Below are 17,715 nucleotides of genomic sequence, written 5' to 3'. Positions count from 1 at the left end.
TTCGCGACGATCGACGCCGGTGAAGGTGGCCTTCGGAAAGCGTGTTCAGGAGCGCAGGTATTCCTCCCAAGTGAGCTTCGGCGTGACGGCGGGGCCGTCGTCGGCACCGCGGCCGGCGAGACCGTTGTAGCCGAGGTAGTAGTCGCCTGCCTGGTGCTGCGCACCGGACGACAGGTCCGGATCGGACAGTGCGATGGCGTGGATGTGGTAGGCGAAACCCTGGGCCGGAGTCCGGACCCAAGCCGCGAAGCCCACCTGGCGCAGCTTCCGCGCGACATCTGTCCGCGTGGTCGAGGACATGCCCTCGACGCCGATGTCGAGCGCGCCGCCACCGTCGTGCGTCCCGGCCGAAGCACCGACGCCGCCGGGGTTGTACGAGCCCTGCGTGATGGTGAGCTGCCTGCCGAGCAGACCTTCGGCCTTCACCAGCATCGCCTTGGTCCGGGTGTTCATCGTCTTGCCGTGGTAGGTCAGGCGGCTACCCGCCGAGACCACCGCGGTGACGGTGTAGCGGTTCTCGCCCAGCTTCTCGAGCGACGTCTTCCCCGGCAGGCCCGAGGCGTCGATCCCGGTGTAGCCCAGCGACTTCTGGTAGCTGGAGTACGCCGTGATCGTCGAGGTGCCGAAGTGGCCGTCGACGTATTGCTGGTCGAGCAGCCCCTTGGCGGCCAGTGCCTGCTCCACCAGCAGCACACTGTCCTTGGCCCCGGGGGTCAACGCGCTGTCGGCGCGGCGCGGGTCGATCTGCGCGGCCTTGAGCACCGCTTCCATGCTGGCCGCGGGCAACGCGGTCACTTCGGCGCCGGCCGGTGCGGCCACGCCGAAGGAGAGCGCGGTCGCTGTCGCGAGCACGGCTACCTTGGTCAACAATTCCTGCCTCCTGAACGGATCCGGTTGTCCGGGCAGCATGGGCAGCGGGAATACAAGGGCCGTACAAACGAACCTTTCTCAGGTCGTTGTCGCCCGGTCGGGTGTCACTCCGGCGAAACCGGGGGTGAGCTGATAAGACTTCCGGTGGACGCCGAAAGGTCGAGACCCACATGGTGCTACGTACTCCGCCACCCTCAAGGGCTCATCTCAGACTGCTCGCGGCGGCGGACACGTCCCCTCCCGCGCGGCGCCGGGACCGGTACGGCGAGATCGCCGACCGGCGGCTGGCCGCGATCCTCGCCGCCGAGGACGTGGCGGAGGAACACGGGCTGAGCGCGCATATCCGGACGACCTGTTACGTGCACCGCCGCTGGGTGCATCAGTGCATCTCGGATCCGATGCACATCCTGATCGTCACCGGGCATCGGTGGTGCCGCCGCTGCGATCGCACGGTCGAAGTCCAGGTCGACGAGACCTTCCCGGGAACGGTCGAGCTCTTCTGCGACGGCTGTGGCGTCCCGCCGGACTCGGTCGCGAACCGCGAGGTCCTCCGCGCGTGCCGGACCAGCCTGAGCGCGATGCACGGTGGGGAAGCGTCGACGCTCTACGTCGTCCCAGACCGCTGACCAGCACCCGAACGCTCCCGTCGACGGCGCCGAACGGCCCTGTCGTCGTGGGCCGCCTGGCGTAGTCAGTGGTTTGGACCATCAGTGTTACCGAAGCGTGATCTGGACATATCGCACGGACGGCTACTTTGTTGTGGCGCGCAACGAATTGCTTCGCCCGTGGATTTCCAACGCCGGAGGTGTCACGACGTGAATCGGATCTTTGTGCAGCCCAAGCGCCGGAAAGGGGTCCGGGGCGCGCTCGCCCTCGGCCTTTCCGCGCTCCTGATCGCGGCCGGGCTCGGCGGTGCCACCGCCGCGGCCGCCGACTACAGCCAGAGCGCCGCGTCCTTGAACGCGACCCAGGCGCAGTTCTCCTTCACGCCGGCGACCCCGGCGCGTTACGTCGACATCCACTACACCGGTGTCCCGGGCGTGGGGCAGCAGAACGTCCGCATGACCGACAACGGAGGCACGTGGCGGCACACCGTCGGCTCACTGTCGGCGGGCACGGTGCTCGACTACTGGTTCACCTACGAGAAGAACGGGCCGCAATACGACACCCCGCACTTCACGTACACCCACGGCGGCAGCGGCACGACCGTCGCTTCACCGACCTTCGATCCGCCGGGCGGCAGTTACCCGAGCGCCCGTTCGGTGACCTTGTCGAGCGCGACCGCCGGCGCGACCATCCGGTACACAGTGGACGGTTCCACGCCGACGGCGTCGTCCACTGTGTACACCGGGCCGATCACGGTCTCCGCCTCCTCGACGATCTCCGCGATCGCGCTCAAGGCCGGCTCGGCGAACTCCCCGGTGTCCTCGGCGACCTACACGATCGGATCGACACAGGGGACCTGCCCGGCTCAGGCCGAGGTCCCGGACTTCGGCCCGAACGTGCGGATCTTCGACCCTGGTATGTCCGCTGCGTCGATCCAGTCCCGGCTCGACGCGGACTTCAACGCGCAGAAGGACACCCTGACCGCGCAGTTCACCGAGCGCCGGTACGCGCACCTGTTCAAGCCCGGTGTGTACAACGGCATCCACGACAACGTCGGCTACTACACCTCGGTCGCGGGTCTCGGGCAGAACCCGGGCGACGTGGTGATCAACGGTGACGTCACCGTCGACGCGTTCAACGAGTCGGACAAGGGCGTGGCGCTGCAGAACTTCTGGCGCTCGGCGGAGAACCTCGCTGTCGTCCCGAGCAGCGGCTCGACCCGCTGGGCGGTCGCGCAGGCCGCACCGTTCCGCCGGATGGACATCCGTGGCGGGCTCCAGCTCTATCCGGCCAGCTACGGCTTCGCGAGCGGCGGCTACACCGCCGACACCAAGGTCTCCGGACAGGCCGCGTCGATCTCACAGCAGCAGTGGTACACCCGGGACAGCAGCTACGGCAGCTGGGACGGCGGCGTCTGGAACATGGTCTTCTCCGGCACGAGCGGCGCTCCCGCGAACACCTTCCCGAACCCGCCGGAGACGACGCTCGGCACCACACCGGTGTCCCGCGACGTCCCGTATCTCTACCTCGACGGCTCCGGCAAGTACCGCGTGTTCCTGCCTTCCTTGCGCACCAACGCCTCCGGGCCGAGCTGGGCCAACGGCGGCACCCAGGGCTCTTCGCTGCCGATGAGCCAGTTCCACGTCGTGAAGGCGGGGGACACGGCGTCGTCGATCAACACCGCCCTTTCCCAGGGCTGCAACCTGTTCTTCACGCCGGGCGTCTATCACCTGAACCAGACGCTCAACGTGACCAAGGCGAACACCGTCGTCCTCGGTGTCGGCTACCCGACGCTGGTTCCGGACAACGGCGTCGACGCCATGAAGGTCGCCGACGTGGACGGTGTCCGGCTGAAGGGCCTGCTGTTCGACGCCGGAACGACCAACTCGCAGTCGCTGCTCACAGTCGGCCAGGCTGGGTCGACCGCGAACCACGCGGCGAACCCGACCACCTTGCAGGACGTGTTCTTCCGGATCGGCGGTCAGATCGCGGGGAAGGCGACGAACAGCCTGATCGTCAACAGCCGTGACACGATCATCGACCACATCTGGGCCTGGCGGGCCGACCACGGCAACGCGGGCACCTACGGCTGGACGATCAACACCGGCGACACCGGCGTGGTCGTCAACGGCGACAACGTGCTGGCGACCGGCCTGTTCGTCGAGCACTACCAGAAGTACCAGGTGATCTGGAACGGCCAGAACGGCAGGACGATCTTCTTCCAGAACGAGATCCCGTACGACGTCCCGGACCAGGCGGGCTGGAAGAGTCCCAACGGGCTCAACGGGTACGCCGCCTACAAGGTGGGGGACAACGTGACCACGCACGAGGCGTGGGGCCTGGGCAGCTACTGCTTCTTCAACGACAACCCGTCGGTGAACCTGTATCACGCGTTCGAGGTGCCGAACCGCTCCGGCGTCCGGTTCCACAATCTGGTGACGGTCTCGCTGAACTACAAGGGGACCATCACCCACGTGATCAACGACGCCGGGGCGGTGACGCCGCCGGACACGCGGCCGAGCAACCTGGTGAGCTACCCGTAACGCCGGGCTGAAGGCTCCCTTCGCCGCGTCTCATGCGACGAAGGGAGCCTTCAGCTTCTTGTATAACGCTCTATACCGCCCAATGCTGGGCAGCCGCCGAGGTCCATGACTAGGCTCGAATCCATGACCAGCAGCGATGCCTCCGCCGTCGTCGAAGAACTACGCGCACTCTTCCGTTCCGGTGTCACGAAGCCGGTGGAGTGGCGGCGAACGCAGCTCACCGGCCTGCGGAAGCTCCTGTCCGAGCAGGCCGACGTCTTCCTCAAGGCGCTCTACGCCGATCTGCGCAAGAACACCGCCGAGGCGAAGCGTGCGGAGATCGCGCTCGTACGGAACGAAATCGACCACACGCTGGAGAATCTCGACTCCTGGCTGAGCCCGGAGCCCGCCGATCTGCCGTACCCGCTGCGACCGGCCGACGGCCGCGTCGTGCGTGAGCCGCTCGGGGTCGCGCTGATCATCGGGCCGTGGAACTACCCGCTGCAGCTGGTGCTCGCGCCGCTGGTCGGAGCGCTGGCGGCGGGCAACTGCGCGGTCGTCAAGCCGAGTGAGCTGTCCCCGAACACCTCGGCCGCGATCGCGGAGCATCTGCCGAACTACGTCGAGGGTGTCCGTGTCGTCGAAGGCGCGATCCCCGAGACGACGGCGTTGCTGGAGCAGAAGTTCGACACCATCTTCTATACCGGCAACGGGACGGTCGGCCGGATCGTCATGGCCGCGGCGGCGAAGCATCTCACGCCGGTCACGCTGGAGCTGGGCGGGAAGAGCCCGGCGATCGTCGAGCCGGGGGCGGACCTCGCCGTGACCGCCCAGCGGCTGGCGTACGGCAAGTTCGCCAACGCGGGCCAGACCTGCGTCGCGCCCGACTACGTCCTCGCGATCGGTGACACCGGCCCGAAGCTGGCGGAACACCTGGCCGAGACCGTCCGAGCGATGTTCGGCGAAGACCCGGCCACCAGCGAGGCATACGGCCGCATCATCTCGACCCGGCACCACGACCGGCTCACCGCCTTGCTGGACAACGGAACCGTGGTCGTCGGCGGCCAGGCCGACCGCGACGAGAAGTACATCGCGCCGACCGTGCTCACGGACGTCTCGCCGGACGCCCCGGTGATGCGGGACGAGATCTTCGGCCCGATCCTGCCGATCATCGACGTGCCCGACGTCGACGCGGCGCTGGAGTTCGTCAACGAACGCGACAAGCCGCTGGCGCTGTACGCCTTCACCGAATCGGAGGAAACGAAGCGCAGGATCGAGACGGAGACCTCGTCGGGCGGGCTGGTGTTCGGTGCGGCGATCATCCATCTCGCGGCGCCGGAACTACCGTTCGGCGGCGTGGGGGAGAGCGGGATGGGCCGTTATCACGGGCGCTACTCGATCGACAACTTCAGCCACGTGAAGGCGGTGCTGGACAAGCCTCTCGCGGGATGAGTCAGCGGCCCTCGCGGCTGCCCTCGTAGGCACGCTCGCGCAACCCGGTGAGCCAGCGAGGCCGCAGCTCCCAGCCAGGCGGAGCGTTCAGCATCGGATCGAAGGCCGGGCGCGAGGCGTCTTCGCCCACCTCGTGGAGGGTCAGCGTCGCGCACGGATTCCGATGCCCGTTCACGCGGACGGTTTCGACGAGATAGGTCACCGGCCCTTCCTTCACCAGCCGGCTCAGGGCGTCCAGCGACGCTTCGGCGTGCCGCGGCGTTTCCGCGCGGGCCGACAGCCAGACCAGTTCGCCGTTCACGCGGTAGGGCAGCAACGAGCTGTAGCGGCCGGCGGTCCAGGATCGCGCCGGCCGCGGCAACACGCGGCCGGCGGAAGTGGTCAGGGTGAGATCCCACGGGGCACCGTTCGCGGCGGGGATCCGGACGGCGAGCCCCAGCGCGTCCGGCACGCGCCCCGGGAGACCGGCCCCTTTGGACATTCGCACGGTGACGGCCACCGGATCCGGCGGAAGTGCGATTTCGTCGCGCCTCAAAGCGTGAAGTTCGCCTTTGAGCAGTAGGCCGTTCGGGTGGAACGCCCGCGCCCCGCGGAGCGCGGAGAGGGCGTGGAAACCGGCCCGGAAAAGCCTGCCGATCGGCCCTGCCTGCGGTGCGTCGCGCTCGGCCACGATTTCCGCCTCCTTGTCATATGAGTGCTTCGCGCCGACTACCCCGGCAGCACCGGATTACACGGGAATTCCCACGGATTCGAAATCGCCGCTTCCCCGGTGTGGCCGGCTCCGGCGCGGGTACTCGACGTTCCAGAGGCTCATTCCACCTGGATCGGAGGAAATCATGACTGCATCGCCGGCCACCGTTCGGCGGGCTCCGCGCCAGCTCATCGCCCTCGTCGTGGGCGCGGTCTTCCTACTCGTCGGCATTCTCGGCTTCATCCCCGGAATCACGACGAACTACGAGCAGCTGAGCGGTGCCGGGCACGAGTCCGGCGCGTTGCTGCTGGGCGTGTTCCAGGTTTCGATCCTGCACAACATCGTCCACCTGGCGTTCGGCGTCGCGGGCATCCTGCTGGCCCGGACGGCGAGCGGTGCGAAGGCGTTCCTCGTCGGCGGCGGGGTGGTCTACCTCGTGCTGTGGCTGTACGGACTGCTGATCGACCACGGGTCGGCGGCGAATTTCGTGCCGGTCAACAGCGCCGACAACTGGCTGCACCTCGGGCTCGCCATCGGGATGATCGCACTCGGGCTCATTCCGCTCTCCGGTTCGAAGGCGCCGATCGCCGACTCGCGCTGATCCATTCTTTCCCCATTATTCGGAGGTAATCAGTGTTCCGTCACACCAAATCGCTCCAGTTCGAGGCCAAACCGGAAAAGCCGGACGCCTTGTACGCCCGTAAGCTCCAGGAACTCATCGGCGGTGCTTACGGTGAAATGACCGTCACCATGCAGTACCTCTTCCAAGGCTGGAATTGCCGGATCGAGGGCAAGTACAAGGATTTGATCATGGACACGGCGACCGAGGAGATCGGGCACGTCGAGATGCTCGCGACCATGGTCGCCCGGCTGCTGGAAGGGGCACCCGCCACCACGGTCGCCGAGGCGGCGAAGGATCCGGCCACCGCGGCGATCCTGGGCGGGATGGATCCCCAGCAGGCGATCATCTCCGGTGGCGGCGCGACGCCGAGCGACAGCCAGGGCTACCCCTGGAACGGCCGCTACGTCGTGGCGTCGGGCAACCTGCTGGCCGATTTCCGGGCGAACGCCGCGGCCGAGGCGCAGGGCCGGTTGCAGACGGCCCGGCTGTACAACATGACCGACGACCCGGGCGTGAAGGCGATGCTGCAGTTCAACCTCGCCCGCGACACGGTGCACCAGAAGCAGTGGCTCGCCGCGATCGAGGAACTCAAGGCCGACGGCCTGGAAAGCGACATCGCGCCGACGGCGTTGTTCGACGAGGAGAACCAGGACCACAACAACACCGTGTGGCATCTGTCCGACGGGCCGGACGGCGCGAAGGGCGGCTGGAGCTTCGGCGAAGACGGGATCGAGTACCTGATGGAGCCGGAGGCGCTCGGCGGTCCGGGCACCGCTCCGAAACCGGATCCCGCGCTGTACGGCACCTACGCGCCGCTGCAGGATGCCGTCGGGACGATCAAGGGGAAGGCGAAGGACGCGAAGAAGAAGGCCACGAAGTCACGGAAGAGCTAGCCCGACTCGAGAGGGGTAAGGACGGTTCTGACCGTCCTTACCCCTCTCGAGGCCTGCGTGGAGCCGGAGGCGGCGGAACCGTCTTCGCCAGGATGATGTCCGCCAGCCGGATCGTCGCGAGGCCGCGTCTGGTCTCCACCGTGCACTCGGTCTCGTCACGGGAGCGCAGGTAACCGAGAGCGTCGGTGAAGCCGCCTTCGATCCGGTACCGCACGACGACCCTCGTGCCGACCGGCACGTCCGGGAGGGTCACCGGTTCAGGTGCGCGGTGAGTTCGTCGTCGCTCGGCTCGACCAGATGGGTGCCGTCCGGCCAGACGATGGTCGGAATCCGCCGCTCACCGTTCTGCAGTGCGCGCACCGTCTCCTCCGCGCCGGAGTCCGCTTCGACGTCGATGTAGTCGTACTCGACGCCCTTCGAGTCCAGCAGGGCCCGGCTGCGTTTGACGTCGGGGCACCAGCCGGCGCCGTACACGATCAGGTCGCTCATGGCTCACAGCATGCCAGGTCGCGGTCCGGCGGCGTGTTCGGCGAGGGCGGCACGGTCGGCGAGCCCGGTCTTGGCGAGCAGGCTCGCGACATGCTTCTCGACCGTCCGGGGCGAGATGTGCAGGCGGGCGCCGATGTCCTTGTTCCCGATCCGCTCGGCGAGCAGCACGAGCACCTCGTATTCGCGCACGGTGACCCCGGCCGCGCGCAGGTCGCCGGGGACCCGGTCGACCCCGGAGCGCCGTTGCCGCACGGGCGCTCCGAGCTTGCGGAGCAGGGTCCGGCAGGCGGCCGCCACCGCCTGGATGTCCCTGCCGTGGAAGTACTCCTCAGCCTCCTTGAGCCAGCCGGCCGGATCGCCCCAGCCGTCGGCGGCGGCCGGTTCGGCGATCAGCCGGAGCCCGAGATGGCGGGCCAGGGGATAGGGCGCCGACGTCTTCAGCGCGGAGGCCACCGCTCGTTCGGCTTCGGCCGCGTCGCCGCGCCGGCCGTGCTCGACGGCCTGCGCGAATTCGACGAACTGCCGGTTCCAGCGCATCCCGCTCACCGCCGATCCGCCGTCCGGGCAGGGCGCACCGCCGAGGGTGTCGACGAGCGTCCTGAGCCCGTGCTGGCCGGCGAGGTGGAACCGGCTCGGCCGCCGGTCCTCCAGCTCGATGACCTGGCCGAGTTCGCGGCGGGCCCGGTCGAAGTCCTCTTCGAGCAGCGAACAGAAGACCCGTGCCAGACCGATGCTGAGCACCATCTCCTGCGCGTTCTCGCCGCCGCTTTCGCGGAAGTCGTCGAGTGCCTGCTCCATCGCGGGACGGTCCGCCCGGTGCCCGGCCGACATCGCCCTGGTCATATGCGCGTACTGCAGCAACGCGGTCAGCCGGAGCCTGCCGAGCACGGCGAGGTTCTCGGCGAGCAGCGTGTGCGCGGTGCCGAAGTCGCAGCGCAGGATCGCGTGCATGGTGCGCACGGAATCGACCGCGCAGTGCAGCGTGATCGACCCGGTCCGCTGGGCGTCGGCACGGGCGAGCAGCAGAGTCTGCTCGTCGCCGTTCATCAGTACGCGGTGTCCGCCGAGCCGGACCAGCGCCTGGGTGCGGAGGTGGTGCAGATGGTTGTCCTCGGCGGTCCGCCGCGCGAGTTGCATGTAGTGCTCGGATTCGCTGAGGTCCCGGGACAGCGCGAGCATCCCGAGCACCTGCAACGCCTGGCAGACGACGAACGGCTGCTCGGTCGCCTCGGCCACCTTCCACGCCTGACGTGCGAGCCGCTCGGCCGTCCCGGTCCGGCCGGGGACGTCGAGCCAGAGGTTCGCCTCGACGGCGTCGAGCGCGGCCTGCTGAGCGGGTGAGATCGCCGACCCCAGGGGAGCGCGGGCGCGTTCGATCTGGCCGAGACATTCGTCGTGCCGTCCCGCGATGTAGGCCGCCCAGGCCAGCTGGGTGCGGAGTTTCGCGGCCCGTTCGAGCGTGCCGATCTCGCCGAACGCGGCGGAGAGTTCCACGGCGCGGTCGAATTGACCGGTCTGCCCGAGCGCGTGCACCAGCGTCTCCAGCACCTCGGCCCGATCACCCGCGTCGGCAGCGGCGAGCAGGTCGAGGGCCTTCGTGAGCATCGTGACCGCGGAATCCGCGGCGCCCGCGTCGAGCGCGCGACGGCCGGTCTCCGCGAACAACCGGCCCGCCGCCCGCTCGTCCAGGGCGGTCAGCCGGAGCGACGCGACGAGCGCGCACAGGTCGCCCGGCAGGCCCGGGTACAGCTCCTCGACCGCGTCGGCGGTTTGACGGGCGAGTTCCGCCTTCCGCGCCGGTGACTGACGCGCCAGCAACGCTTCCGCGGTCAGCGGATGACGGAAGGCGTACCAGCCGGGCGTCATCTCGTCGGTGGTCACCAGGTTCGCGGAGACCGCGGCGCCCAGGTGATTGTGCAGCGTCCGGTCGTTGGTCCCGGTGACCGCCTGCACCACCGTCAGTGGGAAGCGGCGGCCGATGATCGCCGCGACCGAAAGAAGTTCACCCGCCTGCTCGCCGAGTTGCTCCATCCGGACGCCGATACTGGTGACCAGCGCGGCCGGGACGCGGGCGCGGAGTTCACCGATGACGCGCCAGCCGTCGCGGCCCTCGACCAGCAGGCCGTCGTTCACCATGCCGTGGAGCAGTTCCTCGACGATGAACGGAAGACCGGCGCTGTTGCGCCACAACAGTTCCGTCGCGGCCGACGGCAGCCGCCCCGGCTCGGTCTCGAGACAGGCGGCGGCGAGCGCGTGGGTGTCGGCGAGGCCGAGCCTGCCGAGTTCGACGACGGCGCAGCTCATCCGCTGTGCTCCGGAGGTCGCCAGGCGCAGCGCGTCGGAGGGTTCGCTGCGGAGCGTGCCGACGAACAGGGTCTGCGCCGCGGGCAGGTTGTCGACGAGGTATTCGAGGATGAACAGCGTCTCGGCGTCGGCGTCCTGGAGATCGTCGAGGACCAGCAGCGCGCCGCGGTCGCGGCTGGTGACGGCCAGCAGCCGGAACACCGCTTCGGCGAGCACCATCAGGGAGCCGGACTCGCGAGGCCGGTCCCCTCGGCTCCAATCGGGGATGAGCTGGGCGAGCACGGGGATGAACGGGTCGAGTTCGGTCGCCTCCGGCGGGCCGCCGCCACGAAAATGCGACAGCAGTGCCTGGGTGAGCGGCCGGAACGGGACGAGCGGGCCGATCGAACTGGCCCTGCCCTGCAGCACCGGGACGTCGGCGGCGACCGCCCGCGAGGCGGCTTCGATGGCGAGCCGGGATTTGCCGACGCCGCCTTCGCCCACGAGAAAGATCGCGCCGCCGCGACCCGCGATGGCGCGATCGAGAGCTCCGGAGAGCTCGGCCAGTTCGGCGTCGCGGCCGATCATCCGCGACGAACGGATACCCACCGCCGTGACTATAGCGAGCGGATTCCGCTGTCACGGCCAAAAGTCGATCACGAAGGCGGGCGGCGCGAACCCGCCTTCGTGAGCTCTACTCAGATCCAGCCGCCGGTGAAGACGCTGACGACGGACGGCGAACCGGTGTCCGTGGACAGGGTGGCGAGCGGGTTGGCGCTCAGCCGCGGCTTGCTGCCCGCCAGCGCGTGGTTGCGCGAGCCGACCTCGAGGGCGCGCGGCAGGTTCACGGCGCCGAGGACGTCTTCGGTGGCGGGCAGATCTCTTTCGTACATGTGGTTCTTCTCCTCATACTCGGTTTACCGGCGGAAAAACGGTGGCCGCGGGATGCGGCCGGTCGGGGCGGAGCAGGAGCGCGGAGGGGACCCGGTCGCCGAATCCCAGCCGCAGCAGGCCGTAGCCGATCCCCGCCAGGCCGCTCAGCAGCCCTGGCGAGGGAACCGCGCCGGGTGTGCCGCAGCGGGCACCGCGCTGATCGATGGCGGCGAGCAGATGACCGGTCCGGCGGCGTGCCGCGGCCGCGGCGCCAGTGTGCCCGTTCTCCGCCAGCACGCACAACACGTCCAGCACTCCGGACTCGCCGTGGCAGAGGCTGAGATCCTTCAGCGGTGCCCGGTCGGTCAGCCGTCTGATCGTCCGGTCCAGCTCCCTGGCGTGTTCGGGATCGGGCAGGTGCGCGGCCGTTCCGAGGGCGTCGCCCGCGAGGCCGTCACACCACCCGCCGGTGCTTTCCGCCCGATCGTCCGCCTTTCCGGGCGGTTCTTCGCCGGGACGTTCGTGTGCCCGCAGGACCCAGTCGATCCCGGCCGAACCACGGGCGAAGGACTTCTCCGCTGGACGTTCGCGTTCGAGCAGCTGTGCCGCGTAGCGGTCCGCCCGGGCCAGCGCCGTCTCCAGTCCTGTTTGGACATACACCGAACGCATCGAGGCGACGCCGCCCGCGAGTCCGGTCGTGAACCCGGAGGGTGTTTCGGCGGTGGCCTCGGGCATCAGGTCGACGGCCTGCTCGATGAGATCGCCCGCGGGAAGCCCGACCAGCGTGCTGAGCCGGGCGATCGTGTACGCGACGCCGCCGAGCCCGAGCAGCCCGCCGCAGCCGGCGGTGGCGGCCAATTCGCGGTCGGCGCGGAGGGTGGCGAAGAGGCCGGGGAGCGGGCTGATCGCGTACGCGGCCAGATCGCGGTAGCGCGCGATCCCGGTCAGTTCGGCGAGCTGGGCGAGGAACAACGCCACACCGCAGTAGCCCTCGCCGAGACCCGCGCCCATCGGGAGGACGGTCCAATAACGGTCGTCGACGAGCTCGATGCCGAGCCAGTTGGAGCGGTGCTCGTCGGAGAAGGCGTTGGCGACGATCTGGTCGGCGATCCCGCACGCGGTGACCAGTAACCGTTCCGCGTCGGGCGCCTGATTCGGCACCGCCGTCTCCGCGGTCTCGCCGTTGCCGTGGTGGCCGTCGGCCGCCGTGCTGATGGCGAGGGTGGCGGTGATCAGCCACTCCTGGTCCCGCTGGTCGAGCGGATCCATGTCGGCGACCTTCGCCAGCACGGTGCTCAGCGACGGCCGGTCGACGACCCCTTCGACGCTCTCGCCACGCGAATCCAGCAGCGACGTCGAACCGGGGTTCGAGGTGAACATCGGCACGTCACCCGCCCACAGGTCGTCCCGCTCGTGCGGCACCAGCCGGAGCAGCTTCTCCTCCCGCACCGAGTCCTCTTCGAGCAGGTCGAACGCGCGGTCGCGGTCGGCGGCGTCGCGAAGCAGGTCGGGATGGGTGGTCTCGTCCAGCAGGCGGGAGTAGAAGTTCGTCGGCCGGATGAGCACCCGGATGGGATCCTCGGCGCAGCGCCGGAGAAGCTCGGTGAGCTCGTCCCGTCCGGAGGAGATCGCGTCGTAGCCGAGCCGGAACCCGGCCAGCAGCGCCGCGCTGTGTTCGGCGGGAGCGACGTCGCGGCCGTCGAGGCGCGGCAGGTTGTTGCTTCCGGCGAGTTCTCCGGGCACCCGGACCAGGCGCATCCGGTCGGTCCCCGCGTCGGCCCAATCGACCCGGTCGGTGGGCAGCTTGCCACCGCGGCCGGCGAGACCGGAGATGTCGACGGCACCGTGCTCGCCGGCGAAGAGCTGGGGGAGCAGCAGCGTGCGCTGCACCGACCGCGCCAGCATCGCCGCCGCGGGGTCGCCCTCCGGTGGAACAGGCGGCGACGGCTGGAACAGGGTCTCGATGTCGATCAGCACCGGCTGGTCGCCGCAGGCGATGACGTTCTCGTAGTGGACGTCGGTGGCGTCGAGCGCGTGCAGGAGCGCCAGGAGGATGCCCTGCCTGCGGTAGAAACGGTCGACGTCGCCGAGGTCGGCGCACGGCCGGTGTTCGACGAACCGGAGCCAGCCGTAGCCGTCACGCGGCAGCGCGTCGGCGGTGCGCAGTTCAAGGCCCGGCAGCCGCTTGTTGAGCTGTTCGACTACGTCGGTGAAACGCTCGTGCAGGATCAGCGGACGGGGTTTGTAGATCACCTTGGCGCCGCTGGAGAAGCGGAGCAGTTTGACCGAACGCCCGCAGGCGTGCGAGTCACCGAATCCGCCCGCGACCTCGACGAGCGTGCCGAGTTCGCCGTCGACGACCGAGCAGGGCAGCAGGGCCGCGTCGGCCGAGAACCGGGCGAGCGTTTCGGCCTGGGCTTCGGCGGCGTACAGGCAGGCCTGGGCGAGGAGCCTGGCCAGCACCGGGTACTCGCCGAACAACCGGGTGAGCCCGGCCGGCGTCGATTGACTGCGCACGAAATCCGAGAAGCGCTCTTCGGGCGTCTCGCCCTGGAGGGTTCCGGCCTTGCGGGCACGGTGGAGTTCGAGGACCAGCGTGCGGACGGAAAGGTTGAGCAGGTGCTGGTCGAGATTGGCCGCGAAACCCTGGCGAAGCGCATCGACGTCGGCGCCGGGGAGATCGTCCGGGACCGCGTCGCGCGAGGCGGCGTCGACGAGAGACCTGAAGACCCCGGCGAACGCCGCACGCCAGTCACCGACTGGGGGGCGCTCCGGCAGAAGCGTGGTGATGGCGTGTTCGGCGAAGTCGGCCCAGAGGGGCTTGTCCGCTGACCGCTCGCGCGGGGTCCGGCCGTGCTCCCACCACCTCGGCGGCAGGGACGTCGCCGATGGTTGGGGCGTCACGGCGGTAATGCTGTCAGCTCGGCGCGGCCCGCACATGGGGGCGGCACCCCCACATTCAGCGCACGCACGAAGATGTCCGGAGAGTGACCGCCGGGCACGGACGGTGGCCGTCCGGTGCCGCACCGGAATATGGGGTCCCGGTACCCATGTGCGGGCACCGGCCCCGGTCGCACCATGGTGAGGAGGTGCCGGGCGCGGGCCGGTTTCCCTGGGGGTCCGGCCCGCGCCGGCAAGGGGCTCCTCGGGCATGATCGGCTCATGCGCGTCTTGTCGGAAAGCCAGCTCGGTTCCATTCTCGCGGGCGTGCCCGCTTCGTGCCCGCGAGTGGTGGTGAGCGGGAATTTCGCCACGCCGATGCGGGCGCTGAAGGTGCTGGACGCGGCGCTGGCGGAGTACCGCCTGTTCGCGTTGAACGCCCAGGCGGGCATGCCGGATCGCGAGGGTGTGCTACTGGAGACGCCGTTCGTGGGCGCGGGAATGCGCGGCCGTCCCGGGCTGCGGTATTTCCCGTCCCGGCTGTCGCTGGTGCCGCAGTTGCTCAAGCACTCGCTGCCGCCGGACGTGGTCCTGCTGCACACCTCGGTCCCGGTGGACGGCGTGGTGTCGCTGGGTACGGAGGTGAACATCCTGCCCGCGGCCATCGAAGCGGTGCGGGCCCGCGGTGGCCTGGTGATCGCGCAGCTCAATCCCGAGATGCCGTTCACCTACGGCGACGGTCTCGTGCCGGTCGACGAGATCGACTACGGCATCGAGGTGGAGGAACCACTGCTGTCGCCGGTTCCGCGGCCGGTGGGGGACACGGCGCGGACCATCGGTGAGCGGGTGGCCGGGCTGGTCGAGGACGGCGCGACCCTGCAACTGGGCATCGGCGGGATCCCCGACGCGACCCTGGCGGCGGTGACCGGACGGCGTGGGCTCGCGATCTGGTCGGAGATGTTCAGCGACGGCGTGCTCGCGCTCGACCGCGCCGGGGCCCTCGATCCGGCGGAGCCGGTGACCGCGTCGTTCGTGTTCGGCAGTGCGGACCTGTACCGCTGGCTCGACCGCAATCCGCGAATTCGCTTGCTGCGCACGGAAAAGACCAACGATCCCGCGGTGATCGCCCGGCAGCGCGGTCTGGTGTCGGTGAACAGCGCCCTCGAGGTCGACCTGTACGCACAGGCCAATGCGAGCCGAGTTAGAGGGGCGATCTATTCCGGATTCGGCGGGCAGACCGACTTCGTGGTCGGGGCGTTGCATTCACCCGGCGGCCGGGCGATCATCGCGCTGCCGTCGTGGCATCCGAAGGCCGACGTTTCGACGGTCGTGCCCCGGCTGACCGGTCCGGTGACCTCGTTCCAGCACAGTTTCGTGGTCAGTGAGCACGGTGTCGCGACGATCTGGGGCAACGACGCGAGCGAGCAGGCGCGGCAGATCGTCGGCCAGGTCGCGCATCCTTCGGCAAGGGAAGAACTCGTGACGCGGGGCCGGGAACTGGGGTTCGCGCTTTAGCGGTATTCCATTCCGGAGTGAAAAACCGGAACCCGGTAAAGGGACACGAACGTGCCCCTTTACCGGGTCGCAAACACGAGGGGCCGACCCGCGCCAACAGATTGGCCCCCGTCAATCCCTGTGCTTAGAGCGTCAGACCAGCCATCCGAGCACGTGGGCCAGGTGCGCGAGCAGACCCGAAATGAGGTCGTGACCGTGGTGCACGTGCTGGGTGAACATCTGCATTGAGGGGCTCCTTGTTCGGATTTCGTGTTCGGTTGTGCTCTCGCGAGGAGCGATCGAAGATTTTCACCACATTGGCACCCTGTCAAAAAACGATTTCCCGGGCTTTCGGCCGGTCGTGAATCTTCCTACGATAAACACGTAAGTCTTTCGTGTTTTGCGGCAGGGGTGGGTTCTGGGAGCCATGACACCGTGCGTAGCGGGGTTGCGGCGGGTCGATGTGGACGCTGAGCCTCCGCTACGGCAAGTGGGCGGCGGGATGACACGAACCGGTGATCCTCTTGCCACGAATGGTGAGTCGGCGAGAATCACCGATACGGGTGACGAGGCCAGGGGGAGCGCGTTCTCATCCAGGCTCGTTGCGCGAGATGATGCCTCTTGTGGATGTCGACCAGGCGCTCCTCTTCCGCGGGCCCGGGAGTTGCTGCGCTATCGCTTCAAGCACTGTGTCCGTTTCTGGGCTGGGTCGTGAGTGATAATGCGGGTTAGAATCACCCAAATCACTCACGACCCCCGCGCGAAGTGGCCGAAGCGGGCTTTTTCGCTCGAACAGCATTCCTGTGGAGAGCCTCTACCCGGGACGAAGCTGCGGCCCGGCACCGCGGACACCGATGCGTGGTCCGCCGAGCTGGGGCGGCCGTTCCATGAAGCGATGATCGAAGCCAACGGCCACACCAGCTCGCTCGTGTTCTCCGACCTGTCGGTCGACCGCGTCGAGATCGGTTACTCGCCCTTCACCGCGGCCGATGACGGCGACGCCCAGGAAGCGCCCGCCTCAGCCGCCGAACCGTTATCACGGATGGATGGGCGCGCCCCAGTCGTAGAGCTCCAAGGGAATGGCTTTGACCGCTCGGGCCTTGGAATCGAGGTAGCGGCACGAGATGCCGGGAACGTAGATCCACTCGCCGACGACTGACGACCCGGACGGCCGTCGCCGGGTGGAGTCGAATGCGAAGCGCACGTGCTCGGGCATGTCACAGGCCGCGTACTCGGTGCTGTTCTGGTAGCGCAGTACCGACTCGACCTGGTCGCGGATGATCGGCCCGGCGGTGAGGTCCGCCTTGTAGGAGACGGTCCCTTGTTCGGTGCGGCCGTTGGTCAGTCCGGTGCCCTGGAACTTGATGTCGCGCAGAACGTAGTCGTAACCCTCGCCGAGATAGGTGACCGTGCAGGTCACCGTGGTGGTGCGGCCCGGGTCGAACGCGGGGCAGGACGAGCGCGCCGCGGGGTCGAGACGATGCGCGAATCTGGTCACTTTTTGCAGTGCTTCCCAGGCGATCCGCTCCCGCAGCGGTGCGGAATCCGCGGGCTTGGGAGGCAACTTGCTCATATCCGGCTCGGGATACTTCGCCGGGACCGCGCCTTGACGCAGCGACGAAAGATCGACCGTCGGCGTCGTGCTCGCGGGTGCGGTGGTCGCCGGAGACGGTGGTGGCGTGCCGGGCGGGGGAGTCGTCGGAGAACTGCATGCTGCCGCGAACAGGAGCAGTGCCGCCCCCGTCGAGAGTCCGAGGACGGTGCCTTTCACGCCGGTCATCTCCGATCTCGCTGATTCGATGACCAGTTCCCCCGGCCCCTCCGGGAAGGAAACTAGCGGGCAAGCAGCTGCCGAATGAGCGTAAAAATACCGTTTTCCACCGGCCCTGGCGGAATGTGAGATCTCCGAGAATCGAACCACCGATACCGGATCGGTTTGTCCACGCCTCCCAACTTGGCCGGTGTGACAGCGGTCCGGACGTCAACCTGTGCGGTAGTGAGGTACTCCCGGAGCCGGACGCGCGGTGATGGCTTCGACGG

14 protein-coding genes are annotated in these 17,715 nt (G+C 68.7%); 6 read left to right on the top strand and 8 right to left on the bottom strand.

Going from position 1 to position 17,715, the window contains the following annotated elements; all coding sequences use genetic code 11:
- Nucleotides 1-45: 45 nt before the first annotated feature.
- The gene (locus tag DMC61_RS36440) at nt 46-870 is read right to left on the bottom strand and encodes a peptidoglycan-binding protein (protein ID WP_125695082.1); all 825 of its coding nucleotides are present in this window, start codon (nt 868-870) and stop codon (nt 46-48) included.
- Nucleotides 871-1,040: 170 nt separating this feature from the next.
- Between DMC61_RS36440 and DMC61_RS36435 the strand changes: the two genes are divergently transcribed.
- The 3 genes from DMC61_RS36435 (at nt 1,041) to DMC61_RS36425 (ending at nt 5,450) form a co-directional block, all read left to right on the top strand.
- Nucleotides 1,041-1,496 (top strand): hypothetical protein, encoded by a 456-nt coding sequence (locus tag DMC61_RS36435; RefSeq protein WP_125695081.1) that lies wholly within the window; start codon nt 1,041-1,043, stop codon nt 1,494-1,496.
- Nucleotides 1,497-1,685: 189 nt separating this feature from the next.
- Nucleotides 1,686-4,019, top strand: coding sequence for a chitobiase/beta-hexosaminidase C-terminal domain-containing protein (locus DMC61_RS36430; protein WP_125695080.1), 2,334 nt, complete (start codon nt 1,686-1,688; stop codon nt 4,017-4,019).
- 105 nt (nt 4,020-4,124) lie between these two features.
- On the top strand, nt 4,125-5,450 hold the full coding sequence (locus tag DMC61_RS36425; protein WP_255431768.1) for an aldehyde dehydrogenase family protein: 1,326 nt from the start codon (nt 4,125-4,127) through the stop codon (nt 5,448-5,450).
- Nucleotide 5,451: 1 nt separating this feature from the next.
- On the opposite strand, the gene DMC61_RS36420 is transcribed toward DMC61_RS36425, so the two are convergent.
- Nucleotides 5,452-6,120, bottom strand: a complete 669-nt coding sequence (locus tag DMC61_RS36420; RefSeq protein ID WP_125695078.1) for a hypothetical protein — start codon at nt 6,118-6,120, stop codon at nt 5,452-5,454.
- A gap of 166 nt (nt 6,121-6,286) precedes the next feature.
- On the opposite strand from DMC61_RS36420, the gene DMC61_RS36415 reads away from it, so the two are divergent.
- Both DMC61_RS36415 and DMC61_RS36410 read left to right on the top strand, forming a co-directional pair.
- Nucleotides 6,287-6,742 (top strand): DUF4383 domain-containing protein, encoded by a 456-nt coding sequence (locus tag DMC61_RS36415; protein WP_125695077.1) that lies wholly within the window; start codon nt 6,287-6,289, stop codon nt 6,740-6,742.
- 32 nt (nt 6,743-6,774) lie between these two features.
- Complete coding sequence (locus DMC61_RS36410; protein ID WP_063273916.1) at nt 6,775-7,656, top strand: manganese catalase family protein; 882 nt, start codon at nt 6,775-6,777, stop codon at nt 7,654-7,656.
- A 37-nt stretch (nt 7,657-7,693) separates the two neighbouring features.
- Here the strand turns inward: DMC61_RS36410 and DMC61_RS36405 are convergent, their stop codons facing one another.
- The 5 genes from DMC61_RS36405 to DMC61_RS36385 all read right to left on the bottom strand — a co-directional run bounded on the left by DMC61_RS36405 (nt 7,694) and on the right by DMC61_RS36385 (nt 14,205).
- Nucleotides 7,694-7,909: a ferrous iron transport protein A gene (locus DMC61_RS36405; RefSeq protein WP_125695076.1), complete on the bottom strand. Its 216-nt coding sequence runs from the start codon at nt 7,907-7,909 to the stop codon at nt 7,694-7,696.
- On the bottom strand, nt 7,906-8,145 hold the full coding sequence (locus DMC61_RS36400; protein ID WP_037338316.1) for a glutaredoxin domain-containing protein: 240 nt from the start codon (nt 8,143-8,145) through the stop codon (nt 7,906-7,908). The genes DMC61_RS36405 and DMC61_RS36400 overlap by 4 nt, the downstream gene beginning before the upstream one ends.
- Before the next feature lie 3 nt (nt 8,146-8,148).
- Nucleotides 8,149-11,037 (bottom strand): helix-turn-helix transcriptional regulator, encoded by a 2,889-nt coding sequence (locus DMC61_RS36395; protein ID WP_125695075.1) that lies wholly within the window; start codon nt 11,035-11,037, stop codon nt 8,149-8,151.
- 89 nt (nt 11,038-11,126) lie between these two features.
- Nucleotides 11,127-11,321, bottom strand: coding sequence for a hypothetical protein (locus DMC61_RS36390; RefSeq protein ID WP_016334466.1), 195 nt, complete (start codon nt 11,319-11,321; stop codon nt 11,127-11,129).
- A gap of 13 nt (nt 11,322-11,334) precedes the next feature.
- A complete protein-coding gene (locus DMC61_RS36385; RefSeq protein ID WP_125695074.1) occupies nt 11,335-14,205 on the bottom strand; it encodes a type 2 lanthipeptide synthetase LanM family protein in 2,871 nt (956 codons plus the stop codon).
- Nucleotides 14,206-14,463: 258 nt separating this feature from the next.
- Here DMC61_RS36385 and DMC61_RS36380 point away from each other — a divergent pair, with 258 nt between their 5' ends.
- Nucleotides 14,464-15,696: an acetyl-CoA hydrolase/transferase family protein gene (locus DMC61_RS36380; protein WP_125695073.1), complete on the top strand. Its 1,233-nt coding sequence runs from the start codon at nt 14,464-14,466 to the stop codon at nt 15,694-15,696.
- A gap of 1,015 nt (nt 15,697-16,711) precedes the next feature.
- On the opposite strand, the gene DMC61_RS36375 is transcribed toward DMC61_RS36380, so the two are convergent.
- A complete protein-coding gene (locus tag DMC61_RS36375) occupies nt 16,712-17,455 on the bottom strand; it encodes a hypothetical protein (protein ID WP_233595064.1) in 744 nt (247 codons plus the stop codon).
- Between the last annotated feature and the right edge of the window lie 260 nt (nt 17,456-17,715).

Source organism: Amycolatopsis sp. WAC 04169, assembly GCF_003947535.1.
GTDB classification, from domain to species: Bacteria; Actinomycetota; Actinomycetes; order Mycobacteriales; family Pseudonocardiaceae; genus Amycolatopsis; species Amycolatopsis keratiniphila.
This window is presented reverse-complemented; position numbering and strand designations above follow the sequence as displayed.

What these genes read in the sequence shown, in the direction of transcription:
- DMC61_RS36435 (WP_125695081.1), top strand. Translation starts at nt 1,041, where the DNA reads ATGGTGCTACGTACTCCGCCACCCTCAAGGGCTCATCTCAGACTGCTC.
- DMC61_RS36425 (WP_255431768.1), top strand. Translation starts at nt 4,125, where the DNA reads ATGACTAGGCTCGAATCCATGACCAGCAGCGATGCCTCCGCCGTCGTC.
- DMC61_RS36415 (WP_125695077.1), top strand. Translation starts at nt 6,287, where the DNA reads ATGACTGCATCGCCGGCCACCGTTCGGCGGGCTCCGCGCCAGCTCATC.
- DMC61_RS36400 (WP_037338316.1), bottom strand. Translation starts at nt 8,145, where the DNA reads ATGAGCGACCTGATCGTGTACGGCGCCGGCTGGTGCCCCGACGTCAAA.
- DMC61_RS36390 (WP_016334466.1), bottom strand. Translation starts at nt 11,321, where the DNA reads ATGTACGAAAGAGATCTGCCCGCCACCGAAGACGTCCTCGGCGCCGTG.
- DMC61_RS36380 (WP_125695073.1), top strand. Translation starts at nt 14,464, where the DNA reads ATGCGCGTCTTGTCGGAAAGCCAGCTCGGTTCCATTCTCGCGGGCGTG.
- DMC61_RS36375 (WP_233595064.1), bottom strand. Translation starts at nt 17,455, where the DNA reads ATGACCGGCGTGAAAGGCACCGTCCTCGGACTCTCGACGGGGGCGGCA.